Raw genomic sequence first — 16,919 nt, forward strand, 5'->3', positions numbered from 1 at the left:
GGTAGAGGAGAAAGCTCAAGATGTCAGAAAATAATTTACTATCGAAGAATAGTGCGCCGCATAGTGATGTTGAAGAAATTAAAATCCGCAGTAATTATTTGCGCGGAAGTTTAGAAGAAACGCTTGAAAATCGCATCACCGGTTCCATCCCTGAGGATGACAACCGCTTGATGAAATTCCACGGCAGCTACATGCAAGACGATCGTGACTTGCGTAACGAACGTGCGAAGCAGAAGCTTGAGCCTGCCTACCAGTTCATGCTGCGCGTACGTGCTGCTGGCGGTATCGTAACCTCTGACCAATGGTTGATGATGGATCGTGTTGCTCAGAAGTATGCAAATGGCACGATCCGTCTTACGACTCGTCAATCTTTTCAGTTACATGGTGTAATCAAATGGAACATGAAGAAGACGATTCAAGAAGTTAACGCGTCCATGCTAAGTACACTTGCGGCATGTGGTGACGTGAATCGTAACGTGATGTGCAACCCGAACCCTTACCAATCCGAAGTTCATGGTGAGGTGTATGAGTGGGCGAATCGCATCTCCAACCACTTGGACCCACGTACGAGAGCGTATCATGAGATTTGGTTAGACGGCGAGAAAATTGTGGATAGCCGCGACGGGGAAGAGCAAGAACCCATTTACGGGCCTGTGTACCTGCCGCGTAAGTTCAAAATCGGTATCGCAATTCCGCCATCTAACGATGTAGACGTGTACTCGCAGGATCTTGGCTATATTGCGGTCATTGAAAATGGCCGTTTGGTGGGCTTTAACGTATCCGTCGGTGGCGGTATGGGGATGTCTCACGGAGATGTCAAAACGTATCCGCAAGTTGGTCAAGTGATCGGCTTCATTAAACCGGAGCAAGCTGTTGATCTAGCTGAGAAAACGGTCATGATCCAACGCGATTACGGTGATCGTTCCGTTCGTAAACACGCTCGTTTCAAATATACAATCGACGATCGCGGTATTGAGTGGTTCGTGAATGAACTGCAAACGCGTCTTGGTTGGAACCTGGAACCAACTCGCTCATTCCATTTTGAATCAAATGGAGATCGTTACGGTTGGGTGAAGGGCAGTAATGGGAAATGGCATTTCACGATGTTCATTCAAAATGGCCGCGTCATGGATGATGGGGACTACCGTTTGATGACAGGTCTTCGCGAAATTGCGAAGATCCACACAGGTGACTTCCGTCTCACGTCGAATCAAAACTTGATCATCGGCAACGTAAGCGCTCAGAAAAAGAAGAAAATCGAAGAATTAATCAAAGAGCACGGCATTACGGATGGTCTTCACTTCTCCGCATTGCGTAGAAACTCGATGGCTTGCGTAGCGTTCCCAACTTGCGGACTCGCAATGGCAGAATCGGAACGTTACTTGCCTTCTTTGATTACCAAAGTCGAGGCTATTCTTGAAGGTGTAGGCCTTCGTGAGCAAGAAATTACAATCCGGATGACGGGTTGCCCGAATGGCTGCGCACGACCAATGCTAGCTGAGCTTGCATTCATCGGTAAAGCGGCAGGGAAGTACAACATGTATCTAGGTGGCGGATTCGCAGGAAACCGTTTGAATAAATTGTACAAAGAAAACATTGGCGAATCCGAGATTCTCGATTCTTTGCAATCGATTATCCCTCACTACGCCAAAGAGCGTCAGGGTGATGAGCACTTCGGTGACTTCGTCATTCGCGCTGGCTATGTAAAGGAAGTTCGTTCCGGTCAAGATTTCCACGCATAATAGAGGAAAGAGCAGATTAAGTAGGTTACTACTTGAGCTGCTCTTTTTTTGTTCGGTGAGGGTGGAGGCGGAGATGCAAGGAGAATGGGGGATTGAAGTAAGATAATTGAATGACGTGAGTTGAAGTGCGGTGAGTTGAACTAAGGTGATGTGAGAGTAGTTTAGACAAGTGAAGATAAGTGTTGCGTCGTGAGATTACATGCAGCGAGTGAACTGATGAGAATGGATCTCACATGGAATTTCATAATAACTGGAAAAAATCCAGTTAATTTCAGGAAAATACTGTGAGATCCGCAAAAAACTGAAATTTAACTGTAGTTTTTCCATCTAAATGCCAAAAAGAGCGAATATGAGAAAAATTAACTACTCCAACGCGTATCCTATCACTGTGCCCCCTTGCTCACCCAAAACGTTACATTATCCTCTTTTAAGCTTTCTGTTCCAGCTTTTGGCTCCTGCCTTGTGACGATACCTTTGGCTTGTGTGCTAGTTTCGATGAGAAAATTATAGTGGAGTCCGGCGGCTAGGGCCATTTGCTCCGCAGCCTCTTGCGTTTGGCCGACCAGATTCGGTACGACGGTTTTCTCGGAGGGTTCCTTAGTGTTCGTCAACCTCGCAGTCACGGTGGCGCTTGGACTTACGCTCACGTCAGGCGTACTCGTAGGTGTAGGCGAGATGATGACGACGGTTTGGACGACTTTAGGCTCCGGCCAAAGATACCATACGGCAAAGCCGCCAACAACTAGTGCTGAAACGGCACCTAGCGCAATTCGTTTAGCTGAACGCGTTGAACGCGTAAGGCTCTCAGTGTCCAAGCGCGAACGCTGTGAATCAGGCTGAGTATCAACGGCCTCTTCCACTGCTCCGAGCTGGAAAGGAGCCGTTATCTGCTCGCTGATACTGCTTGGTGCGGCAGGAGGTAAGCTCCGAAGTCCGAATACGAGCGAAGAAAGGGATGATTGCCCATGGCAGATAAATTTGATGAGGCGAATAAGCGCAAGTTTCTGCTCTGTCGTTGCACTTGGAATGGAGGCCCGCTCCAGACTCGTATGCATAACCTCGAACCTATCGGAGATGATTTCATTCCCGGTAAGTAACTGAATCATTAAGCGACAAAGCCCAATGGCACTCTGCTCTTCGTGTTCATCAGCTTCCCAGTAGTTGATGATGGAAAGTTTATTCTGATCCGTAATCCATAGGTTATTTGGACGGACGGAAAAGCCTGTAATCTTTTCCTCCATCGCATCCAACAAAGAAACACCCAGGTCGCTAATAATAGCGACAACGGCTGCGTAAGACCATTTATGTTTGTACATCGTATCGGAAAAGAGGGAACCACTTTTGGCTTGCAAGATAATGGTGACAGCATCTTCAGCGATAGATGTATCCAACATGTGATGGAATCCGTCGTGAATAAACGCAGCTTTATCCTGGAGTGAGCTTATGTAATCGACACCGAGTTGATTGTGACGAAGCACGTTACGATACAGTAATACTTTGCGGGTCAGAAATACATCATCACCATAATGGAGAGTTCCATGAGGGAAAGAGACGATTTGTGTACTTGGCACGTATCGTGTACCTATTCGATCGGGCATGGAATAACCATCCTCTCTGGCGTGTGTGATTGGTTTGCACTTACACTTATTATAAAGGATTCGAAGGCGGATAGGAATTTAGGAGTACTCGTTACAAAAAAATACATGGGCAAGTGAAAAATTTGTGGAATTTTATCAAAATAGTTCGAAATACCTGTATGGCGATGGCATGGATGATAAAGCGAGTCCAATAGCGAGTAATGTGCCAAAATGGCTGCACAATAGTAAGGCTTCAGAAAGGAGATATACCCCCATTCCCGTATTTGGACGGCGTTTGTGGACTATGGACCATGTATAAGAGCTCCTTATACTTTACTGTACAACTTTTTCCTGCATTTTGGAATAATCTTGTGAAAATTGTGTGAAAAGATGGGAAGTGCTATCCGTGTGGTACTAGAAAGGTTTTGTTTTACTAGGATTCTTCTATGCTTCAAATGTCCTAAATGATATGATAAGAGAATCAGAATAATTTACATAAAACGCCAATCGAGGGGGAAATGTGTTGAAAAAGGTTGCAATTTTGGGTGGCGGAGTCGCTGGTTTAAGTGCTGCTCACGAATTAATCGAAAGAGGTTATGAAGTATCTGTTTATGAATTTAAGCAAATACCCGGTGGGAAGGCTAGAAGTATGCCTTATGTCGGCAGTGGGACTGGCGGACGAAAGGATTTGCCGGGCGAACATGGTTTTCGATTATTTCCACGGTTCTATCGTCACGTCATTGATACTTTGAAGCGAATTCCCTACGAGAATGGAACAGTTTACGATAATTTAACTGAAGTCACTCGGCTCGATATCGCTACCTATACCGCGCCGTTATTGCCTTTATTAGCCAAAATAGAATTTAGCTTAGACAATTTATTGGTTCTGATCAAAGATCTTTTTGATAATAATTTGGGACTTTCAATAGACGATATGGAACAGTATGGCCGTAAGCTGTGGCAAATCATGACGAGTTGCGACGAACGTATTCGTGAAGAATACAATTTAATAGATTGGTGGGAATTTATCGAGGCAGAGCAGCAATCCCCTGCATTTCAGAAAATTTTTGCTGGTTTTACGAAAACGCTTGTCGCTTGTCAATCTAAAATTGCAAATACACAAACAGTTGGACCAGTCGCTGTTCAAATGACATTAGATATAACGACCCCTGGCACGAGTTTTGTAAGACTGTTGAATGGTCCAACAAACGACAAGTGGATTTATCCATGGTTAACTTTTCTTCAGGATCAAGGGCTGCACTATCATTTAGGTGCAAATGTAGAACGAATTAATTGTCAAGATGGCCAAGTTCGTAGTGCGACTATAACCTTGAATGGCGAGACTTTCGATATTGAAGCCGATTACTTTATCGCTGCCTTCCCTGTTGAGGTGATGGGTAAAATGATAACCGATGAAATGCTGGAAATAGACCCTTCACTTCAAGGTGTGCAGAAGCTGGTTGATTCCGTTGCGTGGATGAACGGGATTCAATATTACTTGCGTGAAGATGTTCCCATTACGCATGGACATGTGATTTACTTGGATGCTCCGTGGTCGCTCACTTCGGTTTCACAGAAACAATTTTGGCCTGATGTTAATTTGAGTGAGTATGGCGATGGCACGGTGAAAGGTATTTTGTCCGTGGATATCTCAGATTGGGATACACCAGGCATCCTTTTTGGTAAAACAGCGAAGCTTTGTACGGCAGAAGAAATTAAAGCTGAGGTATGGGCTCAAATGAAGCTGAGTTTAAATGTTGACGGAGCTGTCATCTTGGAAGATTCTGTACTCCACTCGTGGTTCTTAGATACAGATATTCAATTCGTAAATCCAGAACATGCCTGCACGAACATGGAACCTTTGCTCATTAATCGTGTAGGGACTTGGGAAGATCGTCCAGAAGCGCTAACGGGCATTCCGAATCTATTCTTAGCGTCCGACTATGTGCGTACCAACACAAATTTAGCGACAATGGAAGGCGCAAATGAAGCGGCGCGCAGGGCTGTTAATGCGATTTTGCTATGTGATGAGTCAGAAGAGGAGCCTTGTAAAATTTGGGAGATGTACACCTTCGAATTGGGTCATATCGATGTGTTGAAGATGTATCATATCCATGATAAAAAACGCTTGGACAAGGGTCTGCCTTGGGATGGAAAGATGCTCTAATTCTTATTACTAGCAGCGAGACTTACTAGGGGGATATCATGATCATTTTACCGGAATATGAGATTATTAGGCAAATCTATCATGGCGAGCGGCATTTATTATACCGTGCGGTTCACAAGTCAACTGGCGAGAAAGTCATCATTAAAACAATGAGCTCTGACTTCCCGGTTGCAGCCGATATCGCTAGGTTGAAGCGTGAGTATGAAATTGGGCATATGTTGGACATCCCCGGCATTGTTAAGCCGCTATCGTTGCCTAAGTATCACAATAGTGTGGCATTAGTGATGGAGGACTTCGAAGGGGAAACCTTGTCAACGTATTTTTCTTTGTTTCAACAATCGTTTCAAGCGTTTCTACAGGCAGCTATCCAATTAGCCAAAATCGTTGGCGAAGTTCATCAACGTTATATCATACATAAGGATATTAAACCTAGCAATATTATTATGAATCGGGCGAAACAAATTATGAAGCTTGGCGATTTCAGTATTTCGTCGTTTATGCGAGAACGTCAAGAAATGCTGGACCCGTTAATGTTGGAAGGGACGCTTAGTTACATGTCCCCCGAGCAGACGGGGCGAATGAATCGGATCATTGACTATCGCACTGATTATTACTCGCTTGGCGTGACATTCTACGAAATGATCACTGGACGACTTCCCTTTCAATCGGAAGATCCGTTGGAACTGTTACATGGACACTTTGCTGTGACTCCTATTCCTCCTGATAGTGTTAGAAAAGGCATCCCTAAGCCAGTATCCGATATTATTATGAAGTTGCTATCTAAGGATGCGGAGGATCGCTATCAAAGTGCCTATGGCATCATACAAGATCTAGAACAAGTGATGCTATATAGTAACTCTGGTGAAGATATGTCCGATTTCAAAGTAGGCCGCTATGATATGACGGATATGTTTCAAATTCCTCAGGGCTTGTATGGGCGATCTGCAGAAATAAATAAGTTGCTGAATGTCTATACAAATGCCGTACATGGCTCATTGGAAACGGTATGGGTGACTGGGGAGTCTGGGTATGGCAAATCTTTTCTCATCGCCGAAACGATGAAGACGATCATGAAGGATGAAGGCTGGTTCTTATCGGGTCGCTTCGAACCGAATAAACATCATGTCTCGTACCATGCGATTGCCAAAGCGTTGAGGGCGCTCGTCAGGCAGCTTTTGACAAGCAAGGATGAACAACTCGCAGAATATCGCTTGCGCTTGCTGAGAGTGCTAGGAACAAACGGCAAGGTATTAATTGATCTCGTGCCTGAGCTTGAGCTGCTGATAGGCGATCAACCTGCTGTAAAGCCGTTGCCTCCGCAGGAAACGCAAAATCGTCTACACTTTTTATTGCAGCAGTTTTTGTTAATTTTCTGTGCGAAAGATCGACCTATTGTTTTGTTCTTGGATGATCTGCAATGGGCGGATGCAGCGTCCTTACAGGTGTTGGATCTACTTTTGAATGATTCACAATTGAAATATTTTTTGTTTATTGGCTCCTATCGCAGTGAATATGAGAAGAACAGTCTTTCTTCTATGTATGTTCAACTCCTTGACAGATTGCCAGCGCGTCTGGTCGAAGAACGCATTGTGTTGAAAGCCCTTGGTTTGCAAGATGTTGAGCAATTAATTGCCGAATCGTTAAAATCGGAGTTGGGTCAAGTTGGCGACTTGGCGAAACTCGTCTTACTCAAAACCGGTGGCAATCCATTTTTCGTTAAACAATTCTTAAGTGCGTTGCATGAGCAAGAGTTGCTTCAATTTAATTATGAGATGAATCGCTGGCAATGGGATATGAACGAGATTCAGAAGCTTCGCATCACCGATAATTTAATGTTTCTTCTAGCTGAGAAGCTAGAACGTATGCCTGCCAAAACACAACATGTACTGCGATTGGCTTCTTGTCTAGGCGCTTCTTTTGACCTGGAGGCTTTAGGGATCATTATGCAACTCCCCTTTGCTGATGCCTTGCACGAACTTGAAGGGGCTATTCAGAATGGATTAATTATCCCGGTTGGGATGGATTATAAATTTTATCATGAGGCCATGGGTAAATTAGTCGCTCGTGAAATTCGGTTTATTTTTGTACACGACTCTATTCAAGAAGCTATTTATGGATCTGTGGATGAGTCTAAACTTAAGGAAATGCATCGCGGTATCGGTCGGATGCTTCTCAGTGAATTGTCGGAAGAAGACATTGAGCTGCGTTTATTTGAAATTGTCAATCATTTAAATATAGGTTCACAACTGATTACGGAGCATTCATCTTATTTACAGCTTCTAGATTATAATGTGAGTGCAGGTCGTAAAGCCAAAGCCTCCAATGCGTACCGTTCTGCGCTTCAATATTACAATAAAGCTTTGGATGTATTGAAGCAGATTAAGGGTATGGAACTTGATGAGCTAAGTTATGCAATTCGTTTGGAGAAATCTGAGGTCCTCTATTTGAATGGTCAAGCTGACGAAGCGGAAGCTTCCTATGAACAGCTATTGTTAGAGGCGAAAACGATGGAACAAAAGCTTGAGTTGTATAACTTGCAGGTCATCTTATACACCAATGTTGGCAAGCAGCATCAGAGTGTTAAACTGGGTTTGAAAGTGCTGGCGGAACAAGGGATTCGGATACCTGAAGCACCTTTAAGTGCAAGTATTTTCATGGCGTATCTGGATGTGAAACGGAAAATAGGTTTGAGAAATACGTTGCAGCTCTATGATTTACCGATTATGGAAGATAACTATCGCACGAAATTAATGAATCTTATGATGAGTGTTGCTATATCGGCTTATTTCGTGAATACGAATTTATACGTGCTGTTTATGCTTAATATGACCAAGCTAGCGCTGAAATTTGGTAATTCACCGGCTATGGCGTATGTGTATGGCTCGTATGGCTTGATATTGGGCTCGGGATTCGGCGATTATCAACGCGGTTATCTATATGGACAACTAGGCAACCGGATGAACGAGCGATTTCAGTCACATGAATTCCAGAGTAAAAGTTATTTTTCGTTCGGTTTGTTTGTCACCCCGTGGGTGAAGCCGCTTCCTAATAGTCTGGAGCTCCTGAAGGATTCTTTTCGAAGTGGAATTGAAGACGGTGACTTGGTATTTGCGGGCTATGCACTTACGTACCAAGTTTTGGTCAAAGATTTGCAAGGTGTTGTTCTCTCTGATGTGTATGAAGATTTAGTGAAAAATTACCGGATTCTGGAACAAACGAATCATCATGATACTTTACTTATGATGGAAATGCTGCGTATGGTCATATTGAATTTGGAAGGAAAGACGCTGAATCCGTTACTTATAGGGAACGATGAGGTAGAGGAGCAAGAATTTGTTCAGAAATTAGAAGTGCATTCCAATCAAGTTATCATTCACGTATATAGCGTTAAGAAAATGATGCTTTCGTTCTTGTTTGGACACTATGAAGATGCGGTAGAAATGGGCAGAACAGCAGAGTCACGTCAGTCCGCCTCTTTCGGATTATTTCATATGCCAGAAAATTATTTCTATTTTGTTCTTTCGATTGCCGCTCAGTACCCGGAAGCTTCGCTCTCTGATCGCAAATGGTTCGCTAAACAAGTGAAGAAAATGCTTCGGAAAATGGATAAATGGGCTTCACATTGTCCGGAGAATTTCTTGCACCTCAGTCTGCTGATGCGAGCGGAATGGGATCGTGTGACAGGATATGGTCAGCAGGCAGAGCAAGGGTATGAGAATGCCATTCGGCAGGCAAGGGAACAAGGATTTATCCAACATGAGGCCATTGCATCAGAATTAGCGGGGAAATACTATAAGCAAGCTGGACGCGAGAAAATCGCCAAAACCTATCTCATAGATGCCTATTATGGTTATGTGAGTTGGGGGGCTAGAGCGAAAGCGGACCATCTCGTGCTGAAATATCCTACCTATTTCTCCAACTTGAGTGGATCTCCAGATTGGGCCACGACCAAAATTAGTGATTATTCCTTACAAGCGATAGATTTTCAAACCATTATGAATACATCTCGTTCACTTTCTAGCGAAGTCAATTTGGAGCAGCTAATCAAACGCTTGATGGAAATCGTTACGTATTCTTCTGGTGCAGAGAGAAGTATTCTCGTCCTTAAAGACAAGGAAAGTCTGTACGTTGAAGCAGAGATGCTTGCAAGTGCTGGGAAAGACTCTTGCATCGTTAGCTCAGTCTTGTTGGAGTCACGCGACAATGTTCCGCAAGCCGTGATCCAATATGTTGCACGCATGAAAGAAGGCATTGTTCTGGATGATGCGGAGAATTCGACTCTTTTCGCGAACGATCTTTATATTAAACAATCGGAAAGTAAGTCGATCTTCTGTGAACCGATTCTACATCAGGGTAATTTAGTCGGTGTCTTTTATTTGGAAAATAATTTGATTCGTAATGCGTTCACTTCAGAGCGTTTGGATGTGATTAAGTTATTATCCGCGCAAGCCGCGATTTCGATTGAAAATGCGCGATTATACAATGATCTCGAATCGAAGGTGAAAGAACGAACGAATGAGTTAATCTTGATGGAGACTTCGCGGCGCGATTTGTTATCGAATATTTCGCATGATTTAGGGACGCCGCTGACGTCGATTCAAGGTTATGTAGAAGCTATTTTGGATGGTGTGATTCATGAACCAGAGGAGCAGAAGAAATACTTGTCCGTGGTTCATATGCGCATCGTCGGGATTCAGCGATTAATTATGGATTTATATCAACTGAGTCGATTAGAAACGAAGCAGTTTCATTTTAGGCTGGCGTCAACATCTTGCGCGAGCGCGGTTCGTCAACTTTTTGCCAAATATGAATTAGATGCAACGAATGCGGGGATCACCTACACACTGAACATGGCTCTGATGAATGGACAGGAAATGCTGACAGTAGATATGGATCGGATTGAACAGGTGTATGCCAATATTATTTACAATGCGATTAAATTCTCATCAAGTGGCTGTGCCATCGATGTTCACGTTGAGATTAGGGAAGAGCCTTACGAGCTCGTCATTCGGGTGTGTGATACAGGTGTTGGAATTAGCGAGGAGGATCTTCCTCATATATTTGAGCGGTTCTATAAGGTATCCAAATCGCGCAGTAACTCTGGTGGAAGCGGGTTGGGTCTAGCGATAGCCAAGGAAATTGTGCAGTATCACGGTGGGCAAATATGGGCGGAAAGCCGCTTGGGCCATGGCTGCACCATCTCATTCTCCCTGCCTTTACACCGCATATAAGTGCAAGAAAACGTACACCTTACTAAGAGGTGTACGTTTTTTTGTTATGGAAAGGATGTGTTGTCAACGTAGGGGTTACCAATGCTATTGATTTCGACTTGTGATATACTTCTGTAGATATTAGTCATCGAAGGAGTTTACACACACATGCAATCATTTATTCAGTACAATCCAACCCGATTATGGTTTGGTGAAGGTCAGATCAAGCAATTGCACCAGGAGCTAGGAAGTGACGGGAAACGTGTACTTCTTGTTTATGGTGGAGGTAGCATTCGGCAAAATGGCGTATACGATGCTGTGATGGAGCAGCTTCACAATAGGCAAGCGACAGTTGTTGAAATGTCAGGCGTGGAACCTAATCCCAGGCTGACAACCGTGAAGAAAGGGATTGAGCTATGCCGTAGCGAACAAATCGATCTCATCTTAGCTGTCGGTGGAGGAAGTGTGATTGATTGCGCCAAGGCCATCGCAATAGGCGTATATTACGAAGGCGATGTCTGGGACATCATCACAAGGAAGGCTGAGCCCGCGCAAGCTCTTCCCTTTGGAACGGTTTTAACCCTTGCCGCGACAGGTTCGGAGATGAATAACATTTCGGTTATTACGAATTGGGATCGCAATGAGAAGCGCGGCTGGAGCAGCACGTTCGCTTATCCGACTTTTTCTATCTTGGATCCAGCCTATACGAAATCAGTTCCCTTGGACCAGACGGTATATGGCATTGTAGATATGATGTCACATGTGCTTGAACAATATTTTCATCGCACCGAACATGCTCCGATGATGGATCGCTTTATGGAATCCGTCTTGCTGACTGTGATGGAGGCGGCGCCAAAGTTATTGGCCAATTTGGATGATATTGAGCATCGGGCGACGATTATGTATGCGGGAACTACGGCTTTTAATGGTTTGTTGTCGAGCGGGACAGATGGAGGAGATTGGGCGTCTCATCAAATTGAGCACGGATTATCCGCTGTCTATGATATCCCTCACGGAGGCGGACTAGCCATTGTGTTCCCGAACTGGATGTCTCATTGTGCGGAAGACGATCCTTCGCGTATGAAGAAACTTGCCATGGCTGTGTTCGGCATTGATGCCACTGGTAAAACAGATCATGAAGTTGCGACGGAAGGTATTCTAGCCTTACGTCAATTCTGGAATTCCCTTGGAGCGCCAAGTCAACTAGGGTATTACGGCATTGATGATCAGAGGATCGAGGAGTTAGTTCATAAATCTTTTATGAAGCCTTCGATTGGGCAGTATAAAATCATGACAAGAGACACCGTCAGAGACATTCTGATGAGGTCGTTAGCATGAAATACTACATTTACGTACTCATAGGTGCCTGCAGTTTCGGACTGTTGTCGACCTTTGTGAAGAAGGCTTATGAATCAGGCTTTCATGTGGGTGAGGTAGTGGGTGCACAAATCTTCTTTGGTCTGATCATGCTGTGGATGATGGCGTTCGTGACAGCTAAATCAGCTAAGATGGGTTCACCTGAAGCCAAAACGTTTCGTGTCTCTCCTCGCCAAGCGCTTGTGCTTATGCTGGTGGGTACGAGTTCAGGATTAACGGGTATCTTTTATTATGCGGCATTACAATATGTATCTGCATCCTTTGCCATTCTTTTATTGTTCCAATTCACATGGATAGGTATCGTCTTAGAAGCGATTATAGATCGGAAGCGTCCTAGTAAAGATAAGCTTATTGCACTTATTTTCTTATTTATCGGAATCATTATGGCAAGTGGTTATTTAAAAGGAAACCTAGAAGCGCCCTCATGGCTCGGTGTTGGTTTAGGATTACTTTCCGCTTTGACGTATGCGTTATTTATCGCGATGAGCGGCAGGGTAGCGAAGCAAATTGCCCCTATAACCCGAGGTGCAGTGATGCAAACAGGTTCATTTATTATTGTGATGCTCATCTTTCCGCCTCATTTCCTATGGAATGGATCCTTGCATGAATCGTTATTGCCATGGGCATTGCTGTTAGCTTTGTTCGGGGTGGTTATCCCGCCATTATTTTTCGCCATTGGTGTACCTCGAATCGGTGGTGGCATGGCGACGATTATGAGTGCAGCCGAGCTGCCCACTGCGGTAATCATGTCGTTTATTGTTCTTCACGAGTCCGTGAGTGGGATTCAATGGATAGGTGTACTCATAACCATGTTAGGTATTGCGCTGCCGGAATTATTGAAACGAAGACAACGTGTACAACGACTTCAAACGGAATGAAACAGGTGGATCTCCGCTCAGCTGAGGGGGATCTACTTTTTTTGTGCGCAAAAAAAGGCCGATTGGCCTTTGGAGAGATGATATATGCAATTAATCATATCAAAATTATACAAGAGCAAGTTCCTTCAGTTCCAATCGCACGGTTGTAAGATGGGTAAGCTCTGGAAGAGAGAAGTGCTCAGCTAGACGACGAAGCCGCATGTAAATCGTTCGTAGAATGACAGAGTCGAGCTCAGTAATCATCGCTCTGTTAGCGACATAGTCAGACATGCTCATTCGAATTAAATAAGGGCTTGATCTTAAATTGGTCAGTACGGTAGGTTGAAGAGGTTTTCCTGAGTTCGTTACATATTTCGATTGCTTCAAAGCGGCTTGAAACCGTTCGACACAAGTTTTGGATACGTGTATGTACCTTTTGCCCCCCATGGCATCAGACACAGTAAGTATTTGTTTTTTTTCATCTAAGGAATTCGCTTTTAAATACACGATTTCGTGAGCAGCGACGCCCTCGATTAACAAACGAATAATAATGGCATCTTGCGGATTGATACATTGTGTCTCGATACTTTGGATTTTCTCTAGAGTAAGAATACGAAATCAGCATCCCTTCAAGTTTGAACTTAGTTTTCTGCAAAAATTACATTTTGGTTTTCAGAAATAAGTAACTATACATGATATGAGATGGGTGGGGTGATTATGCCAAAACGTTTGTTATGAGGTAACTATAGCTGAAAGAAGTGGAAGGGACAATGAGGGAAAAGCCCTAAATAATGTTAGTCTAATTTCGACAAATTCAGGGTGTGAACCAAAAATAAGTTGCGAAAAAAGGGAATCTTTGGTTTGCGCAGAAATGGAAAGAAGCATAGTGAGGGAGGTTGGTGTGGGGATGGGGAATGAAATAGAGAAACTGAAGCAAGTTTTGGGGCTTCGGGATGCGATTGGCATTGCCATAGGACAAATGGTCGGAGCGGGTATACTTTCCATTACGGGCTTGGCGATTGCCTTAACGGGGACAGGGGTTCCGCTTGCTTTTCTGCTTTCATCGGTATTTATGCTGATCATAACGATTCCGCTCGCGATACTTGGATCTGTGATCCCGACGACAGGAGGAATGTACGCGTATACGGCTAAATTGCTTTCACCCCAAGCGGGTTTTGTGTATCTGAGCTTGTTTACATTTGGTCATCTAACGATAGCGGTGTATGCCATCTCGTTTGCGCAGTATTTTCAGGGGATCGTAGCCAGTATTCCGATTATGCCAGTAGCTTTTGTAGTATTGACATTTTTCTATCTCATCAACTTGTTCGGTATTAAATTCATGTCAACATTGGGGAAAGTGCTTATTCTAATCAAATTGTTATCGTTGATGATATTCGTTGCGTGGGGAATGTCTGAGGTGGATTATTCGGTATTTCAACCGAGTTCCTATTTCCCCCAAGGCATCAGTGGCTTTCTGATGGCCGTTGGCATGACCTCCTTTGCTTCTGGCGGGGCCTATGCAGTGGTTGAACTCGGTGGCGAAATGAAACGGCCGAAACGAGATATCCCCTTGGCGATTCTCATTAGTTCCGGGATTGTAGGCGTTCTTTATATTGGTATGGGGATTGTTGCGACAGGGGTACTTCCGATCTCGGAGGTTGCAGGGGAGTCGTTGATTGACGTTGCTACATCGATACTGCCGAAGCCTTTGTTCTTATTTTTTGTAATAGGTGGCGCGATGTTCGCATTGGCATCTACATTAAATGTGACGTTCTCGTGGGTAACTAGGGGAATGCTGGTTGCCTGTCGAGATGGCTGGCTGCCAGCTGGGTTTGGAAAGGTGAATCGGCGATTCGGAACTCCGCACTGGTTACTCACCTTTTACTATATACTTGGGATCATCCCCATTGTGACAGGCGTTTCTCTGGCAACCATTTCTCAACTAGGTGTAGGCATCTTGCTCATCGCCAGTGTTTTCCCCGTCCTATCCGCTGCCAAACTTCCACGTAAATACCCAGACTTATATCGGAGTGCGCCTTTCACGATGAGGCCTGTCCTACTTTACACGATAGTGGTGATAGCTGTGGGATTGCTCGTATTTCAAGGGTACCTATTGTTAAGTCGGTTATCGCTGCCCTTGTTGCTTGGAAATGTATTGATCGTAGGGATTGCTGCCAGTTATGCCTTGATCAAGGGGAGAACGCGAGAACTTAGCACGGTGAAGCAAGCTAACATGCGTGATATTGCTTAACTCACATAGCAGCAATAATGGTTTTGAGTTCTTTGGTGAATTCTTTATAAGGTAAGGATAAGTGACGGCTTTTTAATCGGATGGAACGGAAGGAAACTTCTAAATCAACACCGGTGACTTCCAGTGCAACTATGCTTCCCGTTTCCAAATAAGGATCATATCGCATGCCTGTCTCGGTGTAAAAGCCGATCGCGATGCCTTCAGCAATAATTCGTTTTGCTGCCTCTGAGTTCCCTAACTTAAATAACAGGTTAGGCTCTCCATGCTGTTTGAATAAATTGATCAGGAAATCGGAAGAAATCAGTAGTGGTTCTTGTATAAGTTCATCAATCGAAATGCTCTTGCGATGGGATAAAGGAGATTTTTTACCCACGTAGGCCATAATTCGGCAATCCATCAGATGCTCCGAGATTAGTTGAGCGTGTGGATTGTGATAATTTCGTGAAACAGCGATGAGTCCCAAATCAACTTGTCCACTTAGAACCTCTTGGATAATCTGTGGATAATTCAATTCCATCATGACGAGTTCGACATCTTTATGTTTATTTTTGAAAATAGCTAACGTTGGGGGAAGTACACTTAAACAAAGACTTGGTACAGAGGCGATGGAAAGAGAGCCTGAAAGTTGATTGAATTGATGTCCTGCTGTTTCACGAAGTTCTTCCACTTTATTCATAATTTCGATGGCTTTGCTAATAATTAGTTTGCCGTCTTCTGTAGGTACGGCGCCGATACGTGAACGGTTAAAAAGCTTCACGCCAAGCTCTTCCTCTAAGCTGACGATGGCTTGAGAGATGTTAGGCTGGGAGACGTGAAGCTTTTCGGCTGCTAAAGAAATAGAACCTGTTTGACTAATTTCGATAATATAGATTAACTGTTCAATTCGCATAGTTCACCTTTTCTGCAGGTCATATATGAAGTAACTATATCCGAATTGGTGAAAATCGACAATATGTTAGTAGCACTATTTTAAGAGACGCCGTATTCGACTTGTCTAAGACCTTCTTCCCGAAGTTGACCGTTATAAACGAAGCGAGACAATACTATGCTGATCTCATAAAGTGCGAACAAAGGAATGGCTACCATCAGATGAGAGATAAGATCGGGAGGTGAAATCAAGCTGGCCGTAATAATTAAAATCAGATAGGCATAGCGACGGATTTTATTCAGTAATTTAGGGTTGAGCAGCTTTAGTTTCGTAAGAAACATCACGACAATCGGGAGTTCAAAGGCGAGTGAAAGTGGAATGATAATGTTTAACATAAAACTAAAGTATTGAGCAACGCCATAGGTCTGTGTTAAACCTAAATTTTCAGTTATGCCTATTGTAAACCTCATACACATCGGGAAGACAACGAAATAACCAAAAGCTAAACCAATTAGAAAGCACATGAACGTGTAAGGAATGTAACGCAAAGTGGCGACTTGTTCTTCTTTGGTGAGCCCTTTTTTCACGAAGGCCCATACTTGATAGAGAATGAAAGGGAGAGTTAAAGTGAGTGAAACGGCGAATGCGAGAAGCATATAAATGCGAATGGCATCCATCGGTGAAAATACATGCCATGTCATGCCGGAAGCAACAGGGGATTGTTTGAGATATTGTAAAATGTGCTCTGCGAAAATAAATCCAAGAATTAAGGTGAGGATAACGGCGATAAGGACCCGAATAATACGTGTGCGCAGTTCAGTCAAATGTTCGACCAAAGACATCATTTCTTTGATTTGCATAGTAGTCCTC

10 protein-coding genes and 1 pseudogene are annotated in these 16,919 nt (G+C 43.9%); 7 read left to right on the forward strand and 4 right to left on the reverse strand.

Going from position 1 to position 16,919, the window contains the following annotated elements; all coding sequences use genetic code 11:
* The first annotated feature begins 20 nt into the window (after positions 1–20).
* Positions 21–1,742 carry an assimilatory sulfite reductase (NADPH) hemoprotein subunit gene (gene cysI, locus AC58QT_RS00755; protein ID WP_497287890.1) on the forward strand — a complete coding sequence of 574 codons (1,722 nt, stop codon included), beginning with the start codon at positions 21–23 and terminating at the stop codon, positions 1,740–1,742.
* 383 nt (positions 1,743–2,125) lie between these two features.
* On the opposite strand, the gene AC58QT_RS00760 is transcribed toward cysI, so the two are convergent.
* Positions 2,126–3,340: a PASTA domain-containing protein gene (locus AC58QT_RS00760; protein ID WP_497407328.1), complete on the reverse strand. Its 1,215-nt coding sequence runs from the start codon at positions 3,338–3,340 to the stop codon at positions 2,126–2,128.
* Between the two features lie 499 nt (positions 3,341–3,839).
* Here AC58QT_RS00760 and AC58QT_RS00765 point away from each other — a divergent pair, with 499 nt between their 5' ends.
* The 5 genes and pseudogenes from AC58QT_RS00765 to AC58QT_RS00785 all read left to right on the forward strand — a co-directional run bounded on the left by AC58QT_RS00765 (position 3,840) and on the right by AC58QT_RS00785 (position 12,951).
* On the forward strand, positions 3,840–5,486 hold the full coding sequence (locus tag AC58QT_RS00765) for a hydroxysqualene dehydroxylase (protein ID WP_497407329.1): 1,647 nt from the start codon (positions 3,840–3,842) through the stop codon (positions 5,484–5,486).
* A 38-nt stretch (positions 5,487–5,524) separates the two neighbouring features.
* Positions 5,525–10,213 (forward strand): annotated as a pseudogene (locus tag AC58QT_RS00770) (ATP-binding protein); the annotation flags it as partial.
* Complete coding sequence (locus AC58QT_RS00775) at positions 10,193–10,717, forward strand: sensor histidine kinase (protein ID WP_497408067.1); 525 nt, start codon at positions 10,193–10,195, stop codon at positions 10,715–10,717. The pseudogene AC58QT_RS00770 and the gene AC58QT_RS00775, both read left to right, overlap by 21 nt.
* Before the next feature lie 147 nt (positions 10,718–10,864).
* The gene (locus AC58QT_RS00780; protein WP_497407330.1) at positions 10,865–12,034 is read left to right on the forward strand and encodes an iron-containing alcohol dehydrogenase; all 1,170 of its coding nucleotides are present in this window, start codon (positions 10,865–10,867) and stop codon (positions 12,032–12,034) included.
* Complete coding sequence (locus AC58QT_RS00785) at positions 12,031–12,951, forward strand: EamA family transporter (RefSeq protein WP_497407331.1); 921 nt, start codon at positions 12,031–12,033, stop codon at positions 12,949–12,951. Before AC58QT_RS00780 ends, AC58QT_RS00785 begins: the two co-directional genes overlap by 4 nt.
* Positions 12,952–13,056: 105 nt before the next feature.
* Here the strand turns inward: AC58QT_RS00785 and AC58QT_RS00790 are convergent, their stop codons facing one another.
* Positions 13,057–13,542, reverse strand: coding sequence for a phage lytic cycle repressor MrpR family protein (locus AC58QT_RS00790; protein WP_497408068.1), 486 nt, complete (start codon positions 13,540–13,542; stop codon positions 13,057–13,059).
* 295 nt (positions 13,543–13,837) lie between these two features.
* Here AC58QT_RS00790 and AC58QT_RS00795 point away from each other — a divergent pair, with 295 nt between their 5' ends.
* Entirely contained in the window at positions 13,838–15,181 is a 1,344-nt protein-coding gene (locus AC58QT_RS00795) for an APC family permease (RefSeq protein ID WP_497407332.1), read from the forward strand.
* 1 nt (position 15,182) lies between these two features.
* On the opposite strand, the gene AC58QT_RS00800 is transcribed toward AC58QT_RS00795, so the two are convergent.
* Both AC58QT_RS00800 and tatC read right to left on the reverse strand, forming a co-directional pair.
* Positions 15,183–16,070 carry a LysR family transcriptional regulator gene (locus tag AC58QT_RS00800; protein ID WP_497407333.1) on the reverse strand — a complete coding sequence of 296 codons (888 nt, stop codon included), beginning with the start codon at positions 16,068–16,070 and terminating at the stop codon, positions 15,183–15,185.
* An 80-nt stretch (positions 16,071–16,150) separates the two neighbouring features.
* Complete coding sequence (gene tatC / locus AC58QT_RS00805; RefSeq protein ID WP_497407334.1) at positions 16,151–16,909, reverse strand: twin-arginine translocase subunit TatC; 759 nt, start codon at positions 16,907–16,909, stop codon at positions 16,151–16,153.
* Positions 16,910–16,919 lie beyond the last annotated feature (10 nt).

It is taken from the genome of Paenibacillus sp. J31R109 (assembly GCF_059692055.1).